The following is a 20,971-nucleotide window of genomic DNA, read 5'->3' on the forward strand; positions in this document are numbered from 1 at the left end:
GGCACGCCGGGCCCGCCCCGGGGCAGAACGCATCTCCATGAGCCCCGCCTCCGCGCCCCTCGCCGCACCCGCCGCCCCGGCGGGCGGGGCGGCGCGCGACGCGGCCGGGCACCACGCCTCCGCCCTGGCGCGTGCGGTGGTTCCCGTCCTGCTCGTGCTGGCCGCCCTCTTCGGTGCCTGCGGCGGAGGCAGTGGCCCCGCCGGCATCGAGGTGCGCCCCGCCGCCGCCGGTGCGGCCGACACCGGCGGGGAGACGCACGACGTGGCCGAGTCCGGGGCGGCGGCCCCGGCGTCCCGTGGCCGCGCACGGCGGAAGTCCGCCCGGCGCGGCGGAGGGCGGCGGTGCGGTCCCGAGACCGAGGCGCCCGAGCCGGGGGACGCCGTCTCCGCTCCCGTACCGTGCCCGCGCGACGGCGCCCGGCGGTATGTGGTGATGCGCTGCTGAGAGGGCCGTACCTCTCGCAGCCCCTCACCCCCCACCGTCAGGAGCACCGTCATGCCCTCCGACCCCTTCGCCGTCCTCCACGCCCTGCTGCGCGCCGAAGCCGCCCGCAACGAACGCGGCGCGCCCACCGAACCGGAACGCGCGCGGCCCCCCAAGCCCGAGCCGGCCCGCACCCCCGCCTCCGAGACCCGCCCCGCCCGCTAGGTGAATTGATCACGAGCGGGAACTCGGGTGCCGGCATCCGTCACCCTCGTCGCCCCGAGCGCCCGGACTCCGCCGGGACATCCGCCTCTCCCGCGGTCTCCTCACGCGGCGAGGGGCGGAACTCTCCTCCGGCCTCCGTCCTCGGCCTCCGCCCCCCGGCCCGAAGCCGAGACCGTCAGCGCCTCCGCACAGGAACGATCTCCGCCGGGTCGGCCCGCCCGGCCGCCGTACGTGGCGCGCCCGGGGTCTTACGCCGGGATCGGCGATGAACAGGCCGGTGACGTGAGGTCACGCCTTCCGCTGGGCGTCGATCTCGGCGATCAGGGCCTCGATACGGGTCCTGATCTCGTCGCGGATGGGGCGGACTGCGTCCACGCCCTTGCCCGCCGGGTCTTCGAGCGCCCAGTCGAGGTACTTCTTGCCGGGGAAGATCGGGCAGGCGTCGCCGCAGCCCATGGTGATGACGTAGTCGGACGCCTGGACGGCCTCGGTGGTGAGGACCTTCGGCGCGGCGGCGGAGATGTCGACGCCGACCTCCTTCATCGCCTCGACCGCTGACGGGTTGACCTGGTCGCCGGGGACGGATCCGGCCGAGCGAACCTCGATCCGGTCGCCGGCGAGGTGGCTGAGGAATCCGGCGGCCATCTGCGAGCGGCCGGCGTTGTGGACGCAGACGAAGAGCACGGAGGCGAGCGGAGCGGTCATCGGTTCATCCTCGGGGGACGGCGCGGGTGAGGGCGAGAAGCGCCCACCGCGCATTCAAAGAGATCAGCCCAGGCTGGTATCACTGCCGGGTGATGTGACAGTATCAGCCCATGATGACGTCAGTCGATACTGATCTGATCCGGGTTCTGGGTGATCCCCTGCGCCTCCAGATCGTGAACCTGCTCGCCCGCGAGACGCTGTGCACCACCCACCTCGTGGAGGAGACAGGTGCCAAGCAGACGAACCTCTCGAACCACCTGAAGGTGCTGCGCGAGGCCGGGGTCGTCGAGACCGAACCCTGCGGCCGGTTCACCTACTACCGCCTCAAGCCGGACGTCATCGAAGCCCTGGCCGCGCGGTTCGCCGCGCTCGCCGAGGCCGCGCGCGCCAACACCGACTCCAAGAGAGCCTGTCCGTAGCCTCTCGCCTCACCTGCCCGAGGAGACCCTGCCCGTGACCGCCACCGAGCCCGCCGCGAGCGACGCCATAGCCGCCGGCGCGTCGCCGCAGCCCGCGCCCGGCGCCACCCCGCCCCGTTCCCCGCTGGTCGCACGTGCCGCGGCCGAGTTCGTCGGCACCGCCGCTCTGGTGGCGATCGTCGTCGGCTCCGGCATCCAGGCCACCGGCCTCACCGACGACGTCGCCCTGCAGCTCCTCGCCAACTCCACCGCCACCGTCTTCGGACTCGGCGTGCTGATCGCCCTCCTGGGGCCGGTCTCCGGTGCGCACTTCAACCCGGCCGTCACCCTGGCCGAATGGTGGACCGCCCGCCGCGGCGGTGCGGGCGTGAACGCGCGCGAACTCGCCGTCTACGTGCCCTCCCAGGTCGTCGGCGCGATCGGGGGCGCGGTGCTGGCGGACGCCATGTTCGGCGAGCCGCTGGTGAAGTGGTCGACGCACGACCGCTCGGCGGGCAACCTGCTCCTCGGCGAGGTCGTCGCGACCGCCGGACTCGTTCTGCTGATCTTCGGCCTGGCGCGCACCGACCGGCTCCGCTTCGCGCCGGTGGCGGTCGCCTCGTACATCGGCGCCGCGTACTGGTTCACCTCCTCCACGTCCTTCGCGAACCCCGCCGTGACCGTGGGCCGCGCGTTCACCGACACCTTCGCCGGCATCGCCCCCGCCTCCGTCCCCGGATTCGTCGCCACGCAGCTGATCGGCGCGGCCGTGGGCCTGGCCCTGGTCGCGGTCGTCTTCCCGCGCGGCAGGACGACCGGCGCATGACACACGGCGCATGACACACGGCGTGGACGTGGTGGTGATCGGCGGCGGCCAGGCCGGGCTCGCCGCCGGCTACCACCTGCGCCGCCTCGGCCTCGACTTCGTCGTCCTCGACGCCCAGCCCGCCGCGGGCGGCGCCTGGCGGCACACCTGGGACTCCCTTCACCTGTTCTCCCCTGCCGCGTACTCCTCGCTGCCCGGTCGGCTCATGCCACCCCAGCCGGGGGAGACGTACCCGGACGCGGCCCACGTCGTCGGCTATCTCAGCGACTACGAACAGCGTTACGAGCTCCCCGTGGTCCGCCCCGTCCGGGTCGAAGCGGTCAACCGCGACGGGCGGTTCCTGCGCGTCGAAGCCGACGCCGGCACCTGGCGAGCCCGCTCGGTGATCAGCGCCACCGGCACCTGGTGGCGCCCGTTCGTGCCCGCCGTCCCCGGGCGCGCGGAGTTCGGCGGCACGCAGCTCCACACCGTCGCGTACCGGCGCCCCGCCGACCTCGCCGGGCAGCGCGTGATCGTCGTCGGCGGCGGGAACTCCGGTGCCCAGATCGCCGCCGACCTCGCGTACGACACCGACCTGACCTGGGTCACCCTCCGCGAACCGCGCTACCTCGCCGACGACATCGACGGCCGCGCCCTCTTCGACCATGCCACCGCTCGCCGCCGTGCTCTCGACGAAGGCCGGACCGACGGCGGAGGCGTCGCCTCCCTCGGCGACATCGTCGCCGTGCCGTCCGTCCGTGCCGCCCGCGGCGCCGGCCTGCTCAAGGCCCAGCCCATGTTCGACCGCATCAGCGCGACCGGGGTGGCCTGGGCCGACGGAACCACGGCGGAGGCGGACGCGATCATCTGGTGCACCGGCTTCCGCCCCGCGCTCTCCCACCTCGCCCCCCTCGGGCTGCGCGGACACCGCGGCCACATCCCCACGGCCGGCACCCGGGCGGTGGGCGAACCCCGTCTCCACCTCCTCGGCTACGGCGACTGGACCGGCCCCGCCTCCGCCACCCTCATCGGCGTCGGCCGTCCGGCACGCGAAGCCGCTCGCGCCATCGCCGTACTGCTGCGCTGAGCGCCGGCAGGCGAGAGAAATCCGAACGCCGACGTCAGGCCGTCGCGTGCACGGCCGTCGTGAACGGACAGCCGTCGTCTGCCCCGCCGCGCTCTGTCGGCGAGGGCGACGCCATCGCGCCGGCGCGCCCCCGACGTACCCGCCCGCACCCGGCTCGCTGCGCGGCTCTTCGCCGGTCACCGCGCTTTCCGACGGTCACCGCGCTTCCCGGCGGTCGCCGGCCTGCCGCTGAAGGGCGTCCAGCACGGCCTCATGGGCGCTGTCGACGGAGATGTCCAGATCGATCCGCTCCGGGCCGGGGTGGATGGCGAAGCGGAAGAACGAACAGCAGCCGCTCTCGCGCGCGACCAGATCGCGCACCGTCTCCTCGACGCCTTCGGCCCTGGCGAGCACCAGTCGTAGCCGGAGCCGGTCCGGCCGGGACAGATCCGTCAGAGACGCGGCGAACAGTCTGTCGAACTCGGCGACCCGCAGCGGCCGCTCGGCGGTGGGCAGCGTGCATGAGTCGGGTACCCAGGACGTCATCGTCACCCCTTTCCTCAGCCACCACTCCGCGCCGGCCAGGACGCCCAGGCGGGCGGCTTCACGCCGTGGCGGCCTTGGTGAGGACCTGTCCCAAGGCGGCGAGGACGGCCGGCTCCACGCGGTAGTACACCCAGGTGCCGCGCCGCTCGGAGGAGAGCAGTCCGGCTTCCTTCAGCTTCTTCAGGTGGTGGGAGACGGTCGGCTGCGAGACGCCGACGTCGGAGATGTCGCAGACGCACGCCTCGCCGCCCGCGTGCGAGGCGACGGCGGAGAAGAGCCGCAGCCGTACCGGATCGCCCAGCGCCTTGAACATGACGGCGGTCCGCTCGGCCTCCTCGGCTGTCAGGGGGCGCTCGTTCAGTGGCGGGCAGCACGGCTCGACGGCGGGCTCCAGCAGGGGCAGCACCTTCACATTCGACATACGTCTATGTTGACACATGTCGAAGCAGAGGTTCAGGGCGAGGCTGGATTCGATGAACGTCTATGTTGACGTTCATCGATATCCAGTGTCATGCTGAAGGCGCAAGAGATCGACAGACGTCGAAACAAAGGGGACTCGTCATGAACGCCACCGCCACCGAGCAGCTGCCCGTCGTGGTCATCGGGGCCGGCCCCGCCGGCCTGGCCGCGGCGGCCCACCTCCTGGACCGGGGCCTCGAGCCGCTGGTCCTGGAGGCCGGGGCACGAGCGGGGGCGGCGGTACGCCAGTGGGCGCACGTGCGGCTCTTCTCCACCTGGGGCGAGGTCACCGACCCGACCGCCGAGAAGCTCCTGGCGCCGACCGGCTGGGTGAAGCCCGACGCGAAGACGTACCCGACCGGCGGCGACTGGGCCGAGCGGTATCTGCAGCCGCTCGCCGAGGTCCTGGGAGACAAGGTCCGCGTCGGCGCCCGCGTCACGGGCGTCTCCCGCTCGGGCCGGGACCGGATCGTCGACGCCGACCGCGAGGCCCAGCCCTTCACGGTGTACGTCACCCACACCGACGGCCGCGAGGAGCGCGTCCTCGCCCGCGCCGTCGTCGACGCCTCCGGCACCTGGGCCATCCCGAGCCCGGCGGGCGGCGACGGCCTCCCGGCCCTCGGCGAGCGCGCGGCGGCCGACCGGATCTCGTACCGCGTCCCGGACCTGAGGGACCCTGCCACGAGGGCCCGATACGCGGGCCGGCGCACCGCCGTGATCGGCTCCGGCGCCTCCGCCTTCACCGCGCTCGCCTCGCTCGCCGATCTCGCGAAGGCCGAGGACGGCAGCGGCACGCACGCCACCTGGATCCTGCGCAGGGGCATCTCCGGTTCCACCTTCGGCGGCGGCACCGCCGACCAGCTCCCCGCCCGCGGCGCGCTGGGCCTCGCCGCGAAGGCGGCGGTCGACGAGGGCTACGCGGACGCCGTCACCGGCTTCCGCACGCAGGCGATCGAGCGTGACGGAGACCGCCTGGTCCTTGTCTCCGAGGACGGGAGCCGCCTCGACCCGGTCGACGAGGTCATCGTCCTCACCGGCTTCCGCCCCGACCTGACCTTCCTCGACGAGCTCCGCCTGGGCCTCGACGAGCGCCTCCAGGCCCCGGTCGAGCTGGCTCCGCTGATCGACCCGAACCAGCACTCCTGCGGCACCGTCTACCCGCACGGTTTCAAGGAGCTCTCCCACCCGGAGGAGGGCCTGTACCTGGTCGGCATGAAGTCGTACGGCCGCGCGCCGACCTTCCTCGCCCTCACCGGCTACGAGCAGGTCCGCTCCGTCGCCGCGGCGATCGCCGGGGACCGCGAGTCCGCCGAGCGCGTCGAACTCGTCCTGCCCGAGACCGGTGTCTGCGGCGGCGCGGGCCTCTTCGACCAGCCGCAGACCGACGAGGCGGCGGACGGCGGCGGCTGCTGCGCTCCTTCCCCGGCGCTCATCCAGCTCGGCACCACCGCGCCGGCACCCTCCTGCGGCTCGTGACCCACCTCCACACCCGTGCGGACGGGGCCGCGACCGGAACAGGGGACCGGTCGCGGCCCCGCGCCGTCCTGCCCGCACTGTGCCTCACCCAGATCACGAGCTGGGGCATCGTCTACTACGCCTTTCCCGTCCTCAACCCGGCGATCACCGCCGACACGGGCTGGAGTGCGGGCTCGACCACCGCGGCGTTCTCCGCCGCTCTCGTCGTCTCCGCCCTCGCCGGGATCTACGTCGGCCGCGTCCTGGACCACCGTGGGCCGCGCCTGGTCATGACGGTCGGCTCCGTCCTCGGCGTCCTGAGCCTGCTCCTCGTGGCAGCGGCCCCCAACACGGCCGTCTTCGCCGCCGGATGGCTGCTCGCCGGCACCGCGATGGCCGCCACCTTCTACCAGCCCGCCTTCGCCGCGCTCACTCGCTGGTGGGCCCCGGACCACGTGCGCGCGCTGACGATCGTCACCCTCGCCGGCGGACTCGCCTCCACGGTCTTCGCACCCCTGACCGCGATCCTCGCCGACCACATGTCCTGGCGCGCCACCTATGCGGTGCTCGCCGGCATCCTCGCGGTCCTGACCGTCCCGGCCCACGCCCTCGCCCTGAAAGCGCCCTGGCCACCGGCCCCGGAGAGCCCCGCGCACGTCACGGGCGGCAGTGTCGGAGTGGTGCGCAGCCGCGCGTTCCGGACGCTGGCCGTCACCTTCACCCTGTCCTCGTTCGCGATGTACGCCGTCGTCATCGGCCTCGTCCCCCTCCTCCTCGAACGGGGCTACACCACCACCCAAGCCGCATGGGCGCTCGGTCTCGGGGGCGCGGGACAGACTCTCGGCCGCACCCTGTACGCGGCCCTCGCCCGTCGCCTCGGCGTCACCGCGCGGACGGTCACGCTCATCGCGCTCGGAGGGCTCACCACCGCGGCCCTCGCGGCCGTGGCCGGACCGTACGCGGTCCTCCTCGCCGTCTCCGTGCTCGCGGGGGTCGTCCGGGGCAACCTCACGCTCCTCCAGGCCACCTCCGTCACCGACCGCTGGGGCGGGGCGCACTACGGCCGGCTCTCCGGCCTCCTCGGCGCACCGGCCCACGTGGCAGCCGCCCTGGCCCCCTTCGCCGGCGCCGTCCTGGCCGGCCCCCTCGGTGGCTACCCCGCGCTGTTCGCCTCGCTCTCGGCACTGTCGGTCATCGCCGCCGTCACAGCCCTCGGCACCCGCCCGCCGAAGGGCCCGCCGGGATGACTCACCCGAACCGGCGAGCGCACATCAGCCGGCCCCTGCCGACCTGGAGAACCGGCGCCCGGCCGCTCGGCTCGGCGTCTCCTTCTCAGCGCAGTCGCTCGGCCAGTCCGACGATGATGCCCTCCGGGCCGCGGAGGTAGCAGAGCAGATAGCTGTCCTCGAACCGCGCGATCTCGCCGACGAGTTCGGCGCCGTGAGGGCGCAGGCGGGCAACGGTGTCCTCGATGTCGTCGACGGCGAACATGACGCGGTGCGTGCCCACGATGTTGTGCGGCCGGTCGCGTGGCCCGGCGCTGATCGCCGCTGGGCTGCGGTACTTCGCGAGCTCGAGTCGGCTGTGACCGTCCGGGGTCCGGAGCATCGCGATGTCACACCGGACGCCGTCGAGTCCCGTGCACCGGTCGGCGAAGCCGCCCTCGACCGTCGTCCTGCCCTCCAGCTCCATACCGAGTTCCACGAAGAACGCGATGGCGGCATCCATGTCCTCGACGACGATGCCGACGTTGTCCATCCGCTGAATCGCCATGCCGGTGTCTCCCATTTCCTCGTCCGGCCGGTGGTGGCCGCTCCCATGAGGACGATCAGCGGCGGCATGCCGTCCCCACTGGTCCAAGCATCCTCGACGCTGCCCGGCGTGCGCGCGGGGGCACGCCACTTCCCCGATCGATCCACGGAGCCGGGACACCCTTGCCGGTCTCGTCCTGGAGCAGCCTCTTTCCCGCCGCACCCGATCGTCCCGCCACACCCCGTCACCCCGTCATGGCCGACGTGACGCTCGCACCGGACGGCGCCATCGCGAACATCCGCGCTCGGACCGGCCTCGGCCTGCTCGGTAGCCCCTGAAACCCACCAGCCCACGCACCTGACCTGTGCCGACGTGTCCGCGGGAGGGGCGGTGGGGCGTGGGGTGTCACCCCCCAGATGGATCGCCGGCGTTGCTACCACCGAGTCCTTCGGTCAGCGTCGTGTGGTGAGCAACTCCGCTCCGATCAGGAGGTACCCATGCGCAACCGCATTCTCGCTGCCGCTGCCCTGGCCGTCACCATCACGCTCGCCGGAGCCGGCACGGCCCTGGCGGACCCCGACCCGGTCGGTGTGGCCGAGAACTCGCCCGGCATCGTGAGCGGAAACGTCATCCAGGTGCCCGTGGACCTGGACGTCAACGTCTGCGGCAACACGGTGAACATCCTCAGTCTGCTGAACCCCGCCCATGGGGCCGTCTGCGTGAACAAGGACTGATCGGCCGGTCAGGTGTGCAGCGCCCGTCGCCACGAGCGGCGGGCGCTGTACTCACGGGCCGGCCGACAGCGGCGCCACCGGAACCCAGGCCCCGGAGGATTCGCACGGATGACCGTCGCACGTCGCGGACGGGGGCGCACGTCGGGGCTCTCAACGACCAGTTGCCACGCTGAACCACCCCGGTCGCACCTCGTCCAGAAGTGGTCCCAGGGACCCCACCGCGGACCGCAGATCCTGATCCGTGACGTCAAGGGGCTTCGGCAGGCTCAGCCCGTACCGGCGCAGCCGCCAGAGGTCGAAGATCTCGCTTCCGTCGCCCGCGAAGTCCATGTCGACCTCTATGCCGTCGTCGCCGACGAAGCGGCACCCTGCCCCATGAACCGTGTAGGAGTAGGCGCCGATGTGACCACTCCGGCTGATCAGGCGTGAGCGGGCCAGGCCGACGATGTCCGCCGGCCGTTCGAGCGACGGCATCGCCACCCTCATGGCCTCATCGATCGCTCTCAGGGCGCGGACGTACCCGAGGACGAGGTCCCGCGCAGCCGCGACCTGTTCCATGCGGCGTCGCCCCCCCATGAGCCCGTGAACGCAGGGATTGTTCCACGAGGCCGCCGGCGTCTCCACAGGACGGCGTTCCGCACGCGGCCGAGGGGCCGGCGGCGGCGCCGACGCGCCCTGCGGACCGTGCTTGGTGGGTGGCGCCGATCGTCTTCACGACGGTGACGATGCCCCGGACGCCGACGACGGCGTGGATCGCCTGGTTCGGCGGGGATCGCCGTCAGCGACGTGAGTGCCGTCGGGAGCCGCCTCGGCCGCCGGCTCGTATAAGGATGTTCGTGGCTTCTCCCTGGTCAGGAGGGCCGCTAAGGTCGCGTCCATGGGGGCTGTCGAGATCGAGTTGGACCCGCTGCCGTGCCGCTGGTGTCAGAAGCTGATCAAGCAGCCCAGGTGGTGGCGCCCGAAGCGGCACTGCGGCCGCTCGCATCGCGTGAAATCCCGCCTGGCGGAGGCCTTGGCCAGCGTGCTGGAACTCCTGTAGCGCGTGACCTGCCTTGTCACAGGTCAAGCGGAGGCGTTGGACGACCAGGGAGTTCCGCACCAGTTTCGTGTCCCTGCTCTCAGATCCTGGAACGCCGATCGAGGTCATCGCGCGGCTCGTGGGCCACAGTGGGACGGCCACTACGGAGACCGTGTACCGGAAGCAGATTCGCCCAGTGATCACAGAGGGGGCGGAAGCCATGGACAAGATCTTCAAGCCCGGCAAGGGCCGGAAGGGACAGCGGTGGCTCCCCCTTCGGCTCTCTCACGGTAAGTGCCGCTCGACGCCATGCGACCCCGCCGACTGCCGCGCCGTCGCGGCGTTCGCGATTCGCCCTCAGTCGGCACGTTCTCCACTCGAGCCGGATCGGCATGGACCGCTGGGAGGCCCTGCCCTTAGCCTGACCGTCGTTCGAAGATCAACGTGTCGGGCGGGTCTCCGGAACGCCGCTCGCAGGGGGGGTATGACATGCACGGTAGGTGGAGCGCGTGATGTCCGGCAGAGCGGAAGGCGTCAAGGCGCTGGTTGTGATCGGGGTCGTACTCGGGGTGATCGGGTCCATCACCGCCTGGTTCCTGTCGTTTGAGGGGTACCTGCCGGGTGACGCCATGGTGCGGACCTGGGCTACCGCGAAGGACCGGCCCAGCGACGACAAGGCCAACGACAGTTGGGTCGTCGGTAACGTCGCTGTCCGCAGCCGGTTCGATGCGGTGACCGGCTTCGGCATCGCCGACGGGCAGGACGGGAAGAAGCTCTGGGAGTTCGTACCGCCCGGCCGCGACCAGATCTGCGGAAGCGCGCCTCGCGCGGACGAGGGGGTCCTCCTCGTCGCGTACGGCACGGAGAGCAGCGCCACCAGGGACGGGAGCGGCAAGCCCGCCGCACCGGGCAAGGGCAAGGGCTGCTCGACCGTCCTCGCCTTCGACACGAAGGACGGGCGGGAGCTGTGGAGCGCCCCGCGGACCGTCTCGGACGGCCGTTTCCCCGAGGGTGAGTTCCTGGAGGCGGGGGGTGGCCTGGCCCTGGTCGAACACGAGCGGACCGAGCAGGAGGCGCGGACGCCGGGTGGCAACCGTTCCCTGCGAGCCCTCGACCTTCGCACCGGCAAGGCCCGTTGGACGGCGGCCGTTCCTGGCGCGTGCGGGGTGTGGGACACGTTCGTGGGCGAGGAACAGGTCCACGCCGTCCTGGCCTGCGGCGGGGAGGACGCGGACGACCCGGGCTCCGGAAGCGGCGAGGACGTCGAGCTGATGGCGGCGGCCTTCGATCGCGGCACCGGCGTCCTGAAGTGGAACGTTCCCATCGACGCCCGTCGCCCCGTATCGACGAACTCCACTGTGTTCATCGAGTCGGCCGACCCCTTGGTGCTGAGGGTCGTGCGGTCCTCGAACAGTAACTCGGACGAGGCGACGGGCACGTTCGTCTCCTTCGACCGCGACGGGCGTACCCGGCCGGGCATTGAGCTCAGCGGCGACTACGGCCAGATCAGCGAGGCGGAGGTCGTCGGCGAGCGGATGTACGCGCTGGCATGGACCTACTCCAAGGGACGGCACTACCGGTTGATCGCCTTCGACCTGAAGACCGGCGAAGAGGTGTGGAACAACGAGTTGGACGAGCCTGCGGCCGGGCTGGCCGTGCGAGGCGACAGGGTCACCGTGCTGTGCGAGTGGTCGACTCAGGCCAGCGCCATCACCGAGCTGCTCGTGTACGACGCCGGCGACGGTGAGGAACTCGACGAGCGTCATTTCCGTGAGGAAGCGCCCAGCGGCTACTTCTTCGAGCACGGCGGGCGGATCATCGTCGCCGGGGCGGCCGGCGGCCATGCCTTCACCGCGTTCGAGCGCTGGTGAGCCGACGGCTGTTTTCCTGCGGCAAGGCAGGCCGCCGGCCGAGGCGTGGGTAGTCGACCTCGACGAGGACGACCACAGCTGAACCACAGCTGCCCGGCCGGTCCACGTGATCGGCCGGACGGCCGAGGCATTCTCAAGTGCTCGTTTCGGCAGCGTATGGGCGCTCAGCTCCTCGCGCCCTGACACCCCCACCCCGGCTGGGGAGCGAAGCCGCAACCGAGGCCCCGTCCGTCCGGGGAACCAAACGGGGAGCCACGCGTGGCGACACTCAGCGGATCAGGCGGACCCCGGCGCACCGAGTGGCTCCCCGGAGCTTCGGGGTCCGGGTCCTCCAGTGAGTTCCTGGAAGGGGCCCCATTACCTCGTACGTAATCGACCCGCGCCCAGCATGGCGGCATCGTGAGGTCCACCGGAACTCGGCCGGCGCACTCCGGCCGAGTTCCGCACCACCACCTGCAGATACGTCCCCACGAAGGGTGATCCGTCATGTCCCAGGCCCTGCTCGCCGGTCTCTCCCGCACCACCCAGCCGCAGTCCATGGTGCGCCGGTTCCTCGCTCTCGACGCCGTCGTCACCGGCGCCAACGGTCTCGCCTACCTCGTCGCCTCCGGGCCGCTCGGCGAGCTGCTCGGGGTCGACTCCGGCCTGTTGCTCGAACTCGGCCTCTTCCTCACCCTGTTCGCCGCCGGCGTCGCCTGGCTCGCCAGCCGGCCGCAGCCCCCCGTCCTCGGCGTCAAGCTCGTCGTCGACGCCAACATCCTCTGGGCCGTCCTCAGCATCGTCGCCCTCGTCACCTGGCTGGAGCCCACCACCGCCGGCCTGGTGTGGACCCCCATGCAGGCCGCCACCGTCGCCGGGTTCGCCGGACTCCAGTGGTCCGCCCTGCGGGCCGCTACCCCCTGAGGGACTGCAGATACGCGACCGTCGCCGGGTCGGCCGGGAGGAACGTCTCGATGGCCAGCTCGGCGACCGTCACGTCCATGGGCGTGTTGAACGTCGAGATCGACGACACGAACGACAGCACCCGCCCCTCGTGCTCGATCCGCATCGGCAGCGCGAAGTACGGATACGGCTCCGGATCCTCCCGGTCCTCCACGTCCCCCGCCCCCTCCGGCAACGGATACGCCGCGACCTCGTCGTACAGCGCGCGCAGCGACTCCGAACGCGCCAGACCGATCTGACGCTCCATCTGCGCGAGCAGATGACCCCGCCACTCCCGCAGATTCCGGATCCGCGGGGCGAGCCCCTCCGGATGCAGCGTGATCCGCATCGCGTTCAGCGGCGGCGTCAGCAGGTGCTCCGGCAGCCCGGTGAGGAGCATCCCGATGCCCTCGTTCGCCGCCACCACCGTGTACGACCCGTCCACGACGAGCGCCGGATACGGGTCGTAGCCCCGCAGCAGCTGCTCGATGCCCTCCCGCAACGTCTCCAGCTGCGGGTCGTCGAGCGTCGACTCCGCGTACTTCGGCGCGTACCCGGCCGCCAGCAGCAGCGCGTTGCGCTCCCGTACCGGCACGTCCAGATGCTCGGCCAGGCGCAGGATCATCTCCTCGCTCGGCCGGGAGCGGCCCGTCTCGATGAAGGAGATGTGCCGGGCTGAGGAATCGGCCCGCAGCGCCAGCTCCAGCTGGCTCAGCCGCCGCTGCTCGCGCCAGCCCCGCAGCAACGGCCCTACTCCCGTGTCGATCGCGACTGTTGTCATGGCCAGACGGTATCCGACGGTATCGCCGGTGTCGGCCCGGGTATCGAGACCCCGGGACCGTATCGTCACCGTCAGCAACCCCGACCGAGGGAGTACGGACATGCCCACAGAGCCGCTGTCGCAGAAGGAGATCGAGGACCGCCTGCGTGAGCTCCCCGGCTGGTCGTTCGACGACGACCGGATCACCCGCACCTACCGTCTCGGCGACCACTTCGCGGCCACCGCGATGGTCGTCCACGTGGCGCGGATCCAGCAGGAGCTCGACCACCACTCGGATCTGACGCTCGGGTACAACACCGTCGCCGTCTCCGTGAACACCCACTCCGCCGGAAACGCGATCACCGAGAAGGACTTCGAACTCGCGACCCGGGTCGAGACCATCGCCCCCGGGCACGGCGCGCGCTGACACCGGCGCACTACCCTCTCCGGCATGCGACCGACCTTGCTGGACTACGACGCGGAGGCGGACCGTTACGACGCGACGCGGGGCGGCGTGCCCCGCGCGCAGGCGGCGGCCGAGGCCGTCCTGGGCCTGGTCCCGCCCGGCGCCCGCACCCTCCTCGACCTCGCCTGCGGCACCGGTCTGGTCACCGAGCGGCTCACCCGCCCGGGCCTGCGCGTGTACGGCGCCGATGCCGCGCCCGGCATGACGCGCAAGGCGGCGCGGCGCGTGCCGGGCGGCGTCGTCCGCGCCGACGCACGCCGCCTGCCCCTCCCGGACGCCTCTGTCGACGCGGTCAGCGCCGTCTGGCTGCTGCACCTGGTGCCGTTCGCCGACGCGATCGTCGCCGAGGCGGCCCGCGTGCTGCGGCCCGGCGGCGTCCTGATCGCGACGGTCGACAAGGACGCCGCCCACGACGTCGGCAGCGATGTCGACGCCGTGCTCGCGCCCCACCGCTCGTACGCGAGGAGCTCGGACCGGGCCGACCGGATCACGGCCCTGGCGGCCGCCCTCGGTCTCGAACCGGCCGGCGCCACCCGCTTCACCGGCCATGGCCAGGGCGCCACCCCGCGCGGCGTGGCCGACAGACTGCGCAGCGGCTCCTTCGCCTCCTGGTTCGAGGGCTCCCCGGAGACCACGGTGACGCTCGTCGCCGAGCTCGCCGCACTGCCGGACCAGGACCGCCCCCGCGACGACCCCGCGTACCGACTCGTGTCCCTCCGGCGGCCGCTCAGCGGCTGAAGTCCATCACCCAGTTCGTCACCCACTCCCCGGCGCCGAGCGCGAACGCCTGCTCCCAGCGCGCGGCGCCGTCCGTGATCCCCGACCAGCGAAAGCGCACCCGCACGTCCTTCCCCGCGTAGGTGTCGGCGCCGTGGAACTCTCCCGTGCCGTCCTCGGCCCACCGCCCCCTGACCGGGGGATCGAGGCGTCCCGTACGGCTGTCGGACCAGTTCAGGGTCCACTCGCCGCTCTCCGGCTCGTACAGCCGCAGTGTCAGTCCGCTGAACCCCTTCGACGGGAAGACGATCTCGTCGACATGCGCCCCGCCGCCCCAGTGGAGCCGGCCCGTGGTGTGCCCGCCGAACTCCTCCCAGCCGCTGCCCGGATCGAGAAAGTCGGCGAGGCGACGGTTGTGGACCTGCCAGTCGCCGTCGAGGAAGTCGAAGCCGGCGGCGGTCTGCGTGCGGGTCATGCGCGAACTCCTGGGGTGAAGGGCGACGCCTCTGCGAAAGCCATGGCTGGACTGTAGGACCGCTTCACTGACACCTTGTGTCAGTGAAGTCCAGCCGTCTCATCTCGCTCCTCCTGCTGCTCCAGACCAGGGGAAGGATGACCGCCGCCCAGCTCGCCGAGCAGCTGGAGGTGTCCGTACGGACGGTGTACCGCGACGTCGAGGCCCTGCACGCGGCGGGTGTGCCGCTCTACGGCGACGCCGGCCACGCGGGGGGCTACCAGCTGCTCGCCGGCCACCGCTCCCGGCTGACCGACCTCTTCACCAGGGAGGCCGAGGCGCTGTTCCTGGCCGGCATCCCCGGGGCCGCGGCCGAACTCGGGCTCGGCGCCCACTTCGTCGACGCCCAGCTCAAGCTCCGCGCCGCGCTGCCTGCGCCGCTGCGCGACCACGTCGACCGGCTGCGGGCCCGGTTCCACATCGACGCGCCCGGGTGGTACGCGGAGGACGTCGACGCGCCCTTCCTGCCCGCGGTCGCCGAGGCCGTGCGGTCCGGCCGGGTCCTCGCCGTCCGCTACCGCCGGTGGAAGGAGCCGACCGATGTCGACCGGCGCCTCGCACCGTACGGACTCGTCCTCAAGGCCGGCCGCTGGTACCTGGTCGCCGGGCCCGGGCCGCGTACCTACCGGGTCGACCAGATTCTCGAACTCGACGTTACCGACGAGCAGTTCGACATCCCGGACGACTTCTCCCTGACGGCCTACTGGACGGACCACCAGTCCTCCTTCCGCGCCCGGCTGCACGGCGGCGACGCGCTCGTCCGGCTCTCCCCGGACGGTGCGAAGCGCCTCACGGGCGAGAGCGCCCGGGCCCTCGCCGCCACCGGCGTCCCCGAGCCGGACGGCTGGATCCGCGCCACGCTCCCCATCGAGTCCGTCACCCACGCCCACGACACCTTCCTGGCCCTGGGCGCGGACGCGGAGGTCCTGGAACCCGCCGAACTCCGCGACCGCATCACCGCGACGGTCACCGCCCTCGCGGCCCGGTACGCACCCAAGTCGTGCCCGGGCGCTCCCTAGGGGTGTCGTGTCGATGGGCCCGGCAAGATCGGCAGAACACTCTCCCTAGAGCCTCCACGCCTCCGCCGCGAAGGCCGTGAAGTCGCGCGGCTCGCGGCCCAGGACCCGCTTCACCCCGTCCGTCACCGAGGCGTTGTGGCCGTCGAGCAGCGTCGAGAAGAGCGCCGACAGCCACCGCGCGTCCGGCGCCGGGAGGCCGAACCGCTGGAGCAGGGAGGCGTACTCCTCCTCGCTCATCGGTACGTACGCGACCTCGCGGCCCGACGCACGGGTGAGTTCCGCCGCCACCTCCGCGAAGGTCAGCAGCCGCGGACCGGTCAGCTCGTGGACCAGACCCGCGTGACCGTCCTGGACCAGGGTCTCGACGATCACCTCCGCCAGGTCGTCGGCGTCGACGAACGGCTCGGCCGTGTCACCCGCCGGGAACGCGATCGTGCCCGCCGCGACCCCCTCCGCCAGCGCGCCCTCGCTGAAGTTCTGTGCGAAGAACGCGGCCCGTACGACGGTCAGTTCGGCGCCCGCGGCACGCAGCGCCTCCTCCGCCCGGACCGCCTCCGGCTCCCCGCGGCCGGAGAGCAGCGTCAGCCGGCGCACGTCCTCGGCCACGGCGAGTTCGCCGAAGGCCCGCATCGCCTCCTCCGCCCCGGGAGCGGCGAGGTCCGGGTGGTAGTTCACATACGCGGTGTCCGCGCCCCGCAGCGCGGGGGCCCAGGTGCGCGCGTCCTCCCAGTCGAAGCGGATCACGCCGGAACGCGATCCCGCCCGCACGGTCGCGCCGCGGGCCGCGAGGAGATCCGCCACCCGCCGGCCCGTCTTGCCGGTCGCGCTCGTCACCAGGACCGTCCGCGCGGTGGGCGTGTCCGTCGTCGTGCCGGTCGTGCCGGTCACCGCATCGTTCTTCGCGTCGGTGCGCGTGTTCGTTGTCATGTCCCCAGACTGGCGGGGCGGCGGCCCTCTTCCCATGCTCCACAGGCTCACTCCCATACGCCTCCGTCTACGCTGGGCGCTCATGGACGCTCTCGCCGGACTCCTCGACGGCCCCCGGGCCAAAGGGGCCTTCCTGCTGCGGATGGTCATGGAGCCGCCGTGGTCCATCCGGATCGAGGACCGCGCGCCCCTCTGCCTGATGTGCGTCACCGAGGGCGAGGCGTGGATCGTCCCCGGCCGGGGCGAGCCCGTCCTGCTGCGGCCCGGTGACATCGCGATCGCCCGCGGCCCCGAACCGTACGTCGTCGCCGACGGCCCCGACGCTCCGCCGCGGGCGGTGATCGGCCCCGGCGGCGTCTGCACCACCCTGAGCGGTGAGCCGCTCTCCACGTCCATGCACCTCGGCGTACGGACCTGGGGCAACGCCGCCGACGGCTCCACCACCGTGCTCGTCGGCACGTACGCGATGGACGGCGAGGTCAGCCGGCGCCTGCTCGACGCGCTGCCGCCCCTGCTGCACCTGCCGACCGAGGTGTGGAACTGCTCCCTCATGCCGTTCCTCGACGAGGAGATCTCCCGCGACGAACCCGGCCAGAGCGTCGTTCTGGACCGGCTGCTCGACCTGCTCCTGATCGCCGCCGTCCGCGCCTGGTTCTCCCGGCCGGGAGCACAGGCCCCCGCCTGGTACCGCGCCATGGCGGACCCGGTCGTCGGCAGGGCCCTGCGGCTCTTCCAGAACGACCCGGCCCGCCCCTGGACCGTCGCCTCGCTGGCGGCCGCGGCAGGCGCGTCACGGGCCGGCCTCGCGCGCCGGTTCACGGAGCTCGTCGGGGAGCCCCCGATGGCGTATCTCACCGGCTGGCGTCTCGCGCTCGCCGCCGATCTGCTGAGGGAGACCGACGCGACCGTCGAGTCCGTGGCCCGGCAGGTGGGCTACAGCAGCGCCTTCGCCCTGAGCGCCTCCTTCAAGCGGGTACGGGGCATCAGCCCGCAGGAGCACCGCACCCGGGTGTGACCGCGCCCCACGACTTGCCGATACGGCAAAAATCCTGGCGCTTTCGGCCTGCCCGCCGGAACCTGGTCGCATGAGTCGACACCACCACCACACCAAGGACCTCAACTGGGGCGAGATGGCCTCGTTCCTCGAGCGCGAGGCCGAGATCCAGGGACCCGCCTATGCCCGGGCGGCCGCCTGGCTCGGCGAACTCGTCCCGGCCGCCGGCATCCGCCGCGTCCTCGACATCGGCAGCGGACCCGGCGTCGTGACCGCCCTGCTCGCCGACGCGTTCCCGGCCGCCGAGGTCGTCGCCGTCGACGCCTCCCCGGAACTCCTGGAGCACGTCCGGACCCGCGCGGAGGCCCGCGGACTCGGCGCCCGGATCTCGACCCTGCACGCCGAACTCCCCGCCGGCTTCGACGACCTGGGAGAGGCGGACCTGATCTGGGCCGGCAACTCCCTGCACCACCTGGGCGACCAGCGGGCCGCCCTCGCCGCCCTCGCCACGAGACTCCGCTCCGGCGGACTGGTCGCCCTCGTCGAGGGCGGACTGCCCGCCCGCCACCTGCCGTGGAACATCGGCATCGGCCGTCCCGGCCTGGAGGCCCGGCTCGACGCCGTCAACGCCGAGTGGTTCGGCGCGATGCGGGAGGGGCTGCCGGGCTCCGAGGAGGAGATCGACGACTGGCGCGGCCTGCTCGCCTCGGCCGGCCTGACGCCCAGCGGCACCCGTTCCTTCCTGACCGACGTGCCGCCGCCCGCCCCCGCGATCGTCCGGGAGAAGATCGTCGCCCACTTCACCCATCAGCGCGAGGTCATGGCCGACCGGCTCGCCGCCGACGACCTGGCGATCCTCGACCGGCTCCTCGACCCCTCCGACCCCCGTTCCGTGCACCACCGCCCGGACGTCTTCCACCTCACCGCCCGCACGGTCCACACCGCGCGCAAGGGCTAGGTCGTGTCCGCGACGGACGGCGACACCTCACGGACGCTCCCTAGGTGACGACCGGCTCCAACTGCCACCACTGGGAGGGCGAGTCGGTGTCCTCCCACTGCCGGACGTTGGCGCCGTCGTCCATCGAGCCGTCCTCGACCTCCAGCAGCAGCCCGCTGATGAAGCTCACCAGCGCGACCGTCCCGGGCGACTGGAGGTCCTGCTCGATGATCCACTCCTGTGCGCCGAAGTTGTTCGCCTTCCACTGCTGGACGTTGGCGCCGTTCTCCGTCGAGGCGTTCGCCACGTCGAGCCGTTTGCCGCCTGCCGCGTTGACCAGGTGGTAGAGGCCGCTGCCGTTCGGTACGGCCGTGATGCGCCAGTGCTGGCCGGGCGACCCGTTCTCCTTGCCCTGCTGCACGTTGGCACCGCTGCGGGTCGATCCCTGGTACACCTCCAGGAGCAGCCCGCTGGCCACGTTCCGTACCCGGTAGAGGCCCTCGTCGACCGGCGCGGGCGAACCGCTCACTTCTCGTACTCCTTCTCCGTGGTGACCCAGGCATGCGAGAGGGCCGGCCCGGTGCCGGGCCGGCCCTCCGTACGCTCAGGCGCCGGCGCCGAACTGGGCCGGGTTCGGCCCGAGCCGCCGGTTCTCGTCGAGGACGGCGATCGCGGCCATGTCCTCGGCGTCCAGCTCGAAGTCGAACACGTCGATGTTCTCCCGGATACGGGACGGCGTCACCGACTTCGGAATGACCACGTTCCCCGTCTGCAGGTGCCAGCGCAGCACCACCTGGGCCGGGGTGCGGCCGTGCTTCTGCGCGACGGCGACGATCGCCGGGACCTCCAGGAGGCCCTTGCCCTGACCCAGGGGCGACCAGGCCTCGGTGGCGATGCCGTGCGCGGCGTGGGCCTCGCGCGAGGCAGCCTGCTGCAGGTGCGGGTGGAGCTCGATCTGGTTCACGGCCGGGACGACCGAGGTCTCCCCGATCAGCCGCTCCAGGTGCTCCGGAAGGAAGTTGGAGACACCGATCGCCTTCGCCCGGCCGTCGGCGTGGATCTTCTCGAACGCCCGGTACGTGTCGACGTAGGCGTCCTTCGACGGCACCGGCCAGTGGATCAGGTACAGGTCGACGTAGTCCAGGCCCAGCTTGTCGAGGGAGGCGTCGAAGGCCCGCAGGGTGGAGTCATGGCCCTGCTCGCTGTTCCACAGCTTCGTGGTGACGAACAGCTCCTCGCGCGGGATGCCGGACGCGGCGATCGCCTTGCCGGTGCCCGTCTCGTTCTCGTAGATCGCGGCGGTGTCGATCGAGCGGTAGCCCGCCTCCAGCGCCGTGGTCACCGCCCGCGTCGCCTCGTCGTCCGGCACCTGCCAGACGCCGAAACCGAGCTGCGGCATCTCCACGCCGTTGTTCAGGGTGAGGGAAGGGACCTTGTTGTCCGTGCTCACGTGCGGTCGATCCTTACGTCGTCGAGTAGTACTCCCAGGAACAACGATCTCAGATCTCCTCGCATTCCGAGGTCCTCCCCGCCGGATCCGTCACCAGGCCGCCGGGCGGGGCGGGAGCCGTGCCGAGGTAGGCATCCCGTACGGCGGGGTCGGCGCGGACCTCCGCGGCCGTCCCTTCGGCCAGGACCCCGCCGAGGTCCAGGACCACGACGCGCGAGCACAGCTCCATCACGAACGCCACGTTGTGCTCGACGAGGAGCACCGCGCAGTTCTCCTCCTCCGCCATGTGACGGACCACGGAGGCGAGTCGACGGCGCTCCTCGGCGGTCGTGCCGGAGGCCGGCTCGTCGAGGAGGAGCACACGCGGAGGGTCGGCGAGGGCCCGGGCGAGCTCCACCATGCGGGCCTGCCCGACGGGCAGCGCGCCCGCGTACGACTCCGCGAGCGCGTCGAGCCCGCACTCATGGAGCACGGCGGCGGCCCGCTCCCGGTGGTGACGCCCGCCGCCCGGCCGCCAGTCCTGGGCCACCACCAGGTTGTCGGTCACCGACAACTGACCGAAGAGCTGATGGCGCTGGAAGGTCCGGCGGATGCCGTGGCGGGCCCGCCACACGGGGGAGCGGCGGGTGATGTCCTCGCCCGCGAACGTGACGCTCCCGCCGTCCGGCCGCCGGATCCCCGACAGCACGTCGAAGAGCGTGGTCTTGCCGGCGCCGTTCGGCCCGATGAGCCCGCACACCTCGCCGGGGCGTACGGAGATCGTCACGTCGCGCAGGGCGTGGACGCCGCCGAAACGGACGCCGATCCC

26 protein-coding genes and 2 pseudogenes are annotated in these 20,971 nt (G+C 72.3%); 16 read left to right on the plus strand and 12 right to left on the minus strand.

The window, feature by feature from the left end:
• Nucleotides 1-37: 37 nt before the first annotated feature.
• Together ACZ4VW_RS20110 and ACZ4VW_RS20115 are read left to right on the plus strand one after the other, a co-directional pair.
• Nucleotides 38-445 carry a hypothetical protein gene (locus ACZ4VW_RS20110; RefSeq protein ID WP_467964150.1) on the plus strand — a complete coding sequence of 136 codons (408 nt, stop codon included), beginning with the start codon at nt 38-40 and terminating at the stop codon, nt 443-445.
• A gap of 51 nt (nt 446-496) precedes the next feature.
• On the plus strand, nt 497-649 hold the full coding sequence (locus ACZ4VW_RS20115; RefSeq protein ID WP_467964152.1) for a hypothetical protein: 153 nt from the start codon (nt 497-499) through the stop codon (nt 647-649).
• Between the two features lie 288 nt (nt 650-937).
• Here the strand turns inward: ACZ4VW_RS20115 and ACZ4VW_RS20120 are convergent, their stop codons facing one another.
• Nucleotides 938-1,354, minus strand: a complete 417-nt coding sequence (locus ACZ4VW_RS20120; protein WP_467964154.1) for an arsenate reductase ArsC — start codon at nt 1,352-1,354, stop codon at nt 938-940.
• A gap of 110 nt (nt 1,355-1,464) precedes the next feature.
• Here ACZ4VW_RS20120 and ACZ4VW_RS20125 point away from each other — a divergent pair, with 110 nt between their 5' ends.
• Genes ACZ4VW_RS20125 through ACZ4VW_RS20135 form a run of 3 tightly spaced genes read left to right on the plus strand, consistent with a single transcriptional unit; the run spans nt 1,465 to nt 3,644 of the window.
• Nucleotides 1,465-1,773, plus strand: coding sequence for an ArsR/SmtB family transcription factor (locus ACZ4VW_RS20125; RefSeq protein WP_467964156.1), 309 nt, complete (start codon nt 1,465-1,467; stop codon nt 1,771-1,773).
• 34 nt (nt 1,774-1,807) lie between these two features.
• Nucleotides 1,808-2,578 (plus strand): aquaporin, encoded by a 771-nt coding sequence (locus ACZ4VW_RS20130; RefSeq protein WP_467964158.1) that lies wholly within the window; start codon nt 1,808-1,810, stop codon nt 2,576-2,578.
• Nucleotides 2,579-2,588: 10 nt separating this feature from the next.
• A complete protein-coding gene (locus ACZ4VW_RS20135; RefSeq protein ID WP_467964160.1) occupies nt 2,589-3,644 on the plus strand; it encodes an ArsO family NAD(P)H-dependent flavin-containing monooxygenase in 1,056 nt (351 codons plus the stop codon).
• 195 nt (nt 3,645-3,839) lie between these two features.
• On the opposite strand, the gene ACZ4VW_RS20140 is transcribed toward ACZ4VW_RS20135, so the two are convergent.
• Nucleotides 3,840-4,169 (minus strand): hypothetical protein, encoded by a 330-nt coding sequence (locus ACZ4VW_RS20140; RefSeq protein WP_467964162.1) that lies wholly within the window; start codon nt 4,167-4,169, stop codon nt 3,840-3,842.
• Between the two features lie 58 nt (nt 4,170-4,227).
• Entirely contained in the window at nt 4,228-4,590 is a 363-nt protein-coding gene (locus tag ACZ4VW_RS20145) for an ArsR/SmtB family transcription factor (protein WP_467964164.1), read from the minus strand.
• Nucleotides 4,591-4,730: 140 nt separating this feature from the next.
• Between ACZ4VW_RS20145 and ACZ4VW_RS20150 the strand changes: the two genes are divergently transcribed.
• Together ACZ4VW_RS20150 and ACZ4VW_RS20155 are read left to right on the plus strand one after the other, a co-directional pair.
• Nucleotides 4,731-6,104, plus strand: a complete 1,374-nt coding sequence (locus ACZ4VW_RS20150; RefSeq protein ID WP_467964166.1) for an NAD(P)-binding domain-containing protein — start codon at nt 4,731-4,733, stop codon at nt 6,102-6,104.
• Nucleotides 6,101-7,330, plus strand: a complete 1,230-nt coding sequence (locus ACZ4VW_RS20155) for an MFS transporter (protein ID WP_467964168.1) — start codon at nt 6,101-6,103, stop codon at nt 7,328-7,330. The genes ACZ4VW_RS20150 and ACZ4VW_RS20155 overlap by 4 nt, the downstream gene beginning before the upstream one ends.
• Before the next feature lie 85 nt (nt 7,331-7,415).
• Here ACZ4VW_RS20155 and ACZ4VW_RS20160 read toward each other — a convergent pair whose 3' ends face one another.
• Nucleotides 7,416-7,856, minus strand: coding sequence for a VOC family protein (locus tag ACZ4VW_RS20160; protein WP_467964170.1), 441 nt, complete (start codon nt 7,854-7,856; stop codon nt 7,416-7,418).
• Between the two features lie 476 nt (nt 7,857-8,332).
• Between ACZ4VW_RS20160 and ACZ4VW_RS20165 the strand changes: the two genes are divergently transcribed.
• Entirely contained in the window at nt 8,333-8,569 is a 237-nt protein-coding gene (locus tag ACZ4VW_RS20165) for a chaplin (RefSeq protein WP_467964172.1), read from the plus strand.
• A gap of 150 nt (nt 8,570-8,719) precedes the next feature.
• Here ACZ4VW_RS20165 and ACZ4VW_RS20170 read toward each other — a convergent pair whose 3' ends face one another.
• Complete coding sequence (locus ACZ4VW_RS20170) at nt 8,720-9,127, minus strand: DUF6896 domain-containing protein (RefSeq protein WP_467964174.1); 408 nt, start codon at nt 9,125-9,127, stop codon at nt 8,720-8,722.
• A gap of 518 nt (nt 9,128-9,645) precedes the next feature.
• Here ACZ4VW_RS20170 and ACZ4VW_RS20175 point away from each other — a divergent pair.
• The 3 genes and pseudogenes from ACZ4VW_RS20175 to ACZ4VW_RS20185 all read left to right on the plus strand — a co-directional run.
• A pseudogene (locus tag ACZ4VW_RS20175) lies at nt 9,646-9,822 on the plus strand (site-specific integrase); the annotation flags it as partial.
• A gap of 277 nt (nt 9,823-10,099) precedes the next feature.
• Nucleotides 10,100-11,458: an outer membrane protein assembly factor BamB family protein gene (locus tag ACZ4VW_RS20180; RefSeq protein ID WP_467964176.1), complete on the plus strand. Its 1,359-nt coding sequence runs from the start codon at nt 10,100-10,102 to the stop codon at nt 11,456-11,458.
• Nucleotides 11,459-11,944: 486 nt separating this feature from the next.
• Nucleotides 11,945-12,361 (plus strand): hypothetical protein, encoded by a 417-nt coding sequence (locus ACZ4VW_RS20185; RefSeq protein WP_467964178.1) that lies wholly within the window; start codon nt 11,945-11,947, stop codon nt 12,359-12,361.
• On the opposite strand, the gene ACZ4VW_RS20190 is transcribed toward ACZ4VW_RS20185, so the two are convergent.
• Nucleotides 12,351-13,160, minus strand: a complete 810-nt coding sequence (locus ACZ4VW_RS20190; RefSeq protein ID WP_467964180.1) for a helix-turn-helix domain-containing protein — start codon at nt 13,158-13,160, stop codon at nt 12,351-12,353. The genes ACZ4VW_RS20185 and ACZ4VW_RS20190 overlap by 11 nt on opposite strands.
• A gap of 100 nt (nt 13,161-13,260) precedes the next feature.
• Between ACZ4VW_RS20190 and ACZ4VW_RS20195 the strand changes: the two genes are divergently transcribed.
• Entirely contained in the window at nt 13,261-13,566 is a 306-nt protein-coding gene (locus ACZ4VW_RS20195) for a 4a-hydroxytetrahydrobiopterin dehydratase (protein ID WP_467964182.1), read from the plus strand.
• A 36-nt stretch (nt 13,567-13,602) separates the two neighbouring features.
• Nucleotides 13,603-14,343: a class I SAM-dependent methyltransferase gene (locus tag ACZ4VW_RS20200; protein WP_467964340.1), complete on the plus strand. Its 741-nt coding sequence runs from the start codon at nt 13,603-13,605 to the stop codon at nt 14,341-14,343.
• On the opposite strand, the gene ACZ4VW_RS20205 is transcribed toward ACZ4VW_RS20200, so the two are convergent.
• On the minus strand, nt 14,333-14,797 hold the full coding sequence (locus ACZ4VW_RS20205) for a hypothetical protein (RefSeq protein ID WP_467964184.1): 465 nt from the start codon (nt 14,795-14,797) through the stop codon (nt 14,333-14,335). The genes ACZ4VW_RS20200 and ACZ4VW_RS20205 overlap by 11 nt on opposite strands.
• Before the next feature lie 83 nt (nt 14,798-14,880).
• Here ACZ4VW_RS20205 and ACZ4VW_RS20210 point away from each other — a divergent pair, with 83 nt between their 5' ends.
• On the plus strand, nt 14,881-15,855 hold the full coding sequence (locus ACZ4VW_RS20210) for a helix-turn-helix transcriptional regulator (protein WP_467964186.1): 975 nt from the start codon (nt 14,881-14,883) through the stop codon (nt 15,853-15,855).
• 45 nt (nt 15,856-15,900) lie between these two features.
• On the opposite strand, the gene ACZ4VW_RS20215 is transcribed toward ACZ4VW_RS20210, so the two are convergent.
• Nucleotides 15,901-16,782 (minus strand): NmrA family NAD(P)-binding protein, encoded by an 882-nt coding sequence (locus ACZ4VW_RS20215; protein WP_467964188.1) that lies wholly within the window; start codon nt 16,780-16,782, stop codon nt 15,901-15,903.
• An 82-nt stretch (nt 16,783-16,864) separates the two neighbouring features.
• Between ACZ4VW_RS20215 and ACZ4VW_RS20220 the strand changes: the two genes are divergently transcribed.
• On the plus strand, nt 16,865-17,797 hold the full coding sequence (locus ACZ4VW_RS20220) for an AraC family transcriptional regulator (protein WP_467964190.1): 933 nt from the start codon (nt 16,865-16,867) through the stop codon (nt 17,795-17,797).
• Nucleotides 17,798-17,867: 70 nt separating this feature from the next.
• Complete coding sequence (locus tag ACZ4VW_RS20225; RefSeq protein WP_467964192.1) at nt 17,868-18,734, plus strand: class I SAM-dependent methyltransferase; 867 nt, start codon at nt 17,868-17,870, stop codon at nt 18,732-18,734.
• Between the two features lie 40 nt (nt 18,735-18,774).
• Here ACZ4VW_RS20225 and ACZ4VW_RS20230 read toward each other — a convergent pair whose 3' ends face one another.
• The 4 genes and pseudogenes from ACZ4VW_RS20230 to ACZ4VW_RS20245 all read right to left on the minus strand — a co-directional run.
• Nucleotides 18,775-19,242 carry an RICIN domain-containing protein gene (locus ACZ4VW_RS20230; protein ID WP_467964194.1) on the minus strand — a complete coding sequence of 156 codons (468 nt, stop codon included), beginning with the start codon at nt 19,240-19,242 and terminating at the stop codon, nt 18,775-18,777.
• Nucleotides 19,243-19,317: 75 nt separating this feature from the next.
• Nucleotides 19,318-20,112 (minus strand): aldo/keto reductase, encoded by a 795-nt coding sequence (locus ACZ4VW_RS20235; protein WP_467964342.1) that lies wholly within the window; start codon nt 20,110-20,112, stop codon nt 19,318-19,320.
• Nucleotides 20,113-20,212: 100 nt separating this feature from the next.
• The gene (locus ACZ4VW_RS20240; protein WP_467964344.1) at nt 20,213-20,449 is read right to left on the minus strand and encodes an ABC transporter ATP-binding protein C-terminal domain-containing protein; all 237 of its coding nucleotides are present in this window, start codon (nt 20,447-20,449) and stop codon (nt 20,213-20,215) included.
• A 63-nt stretch (nt 20,450-20,512) separates the two neighbouring features.
• Nucleotides 20,513-20,962, minus strand: a pseudogene (locus ACZ4VW_RS20245) (ATP-binding cassette domain-containing protein); the annotation flags it as partial.
• Nucleotides 20,963-20,971 lie beyond the last annotated feature (9 nt).

It is taken from the genome of Streptomyces sp. NPDC029139 (assembly GCF_055564335.1).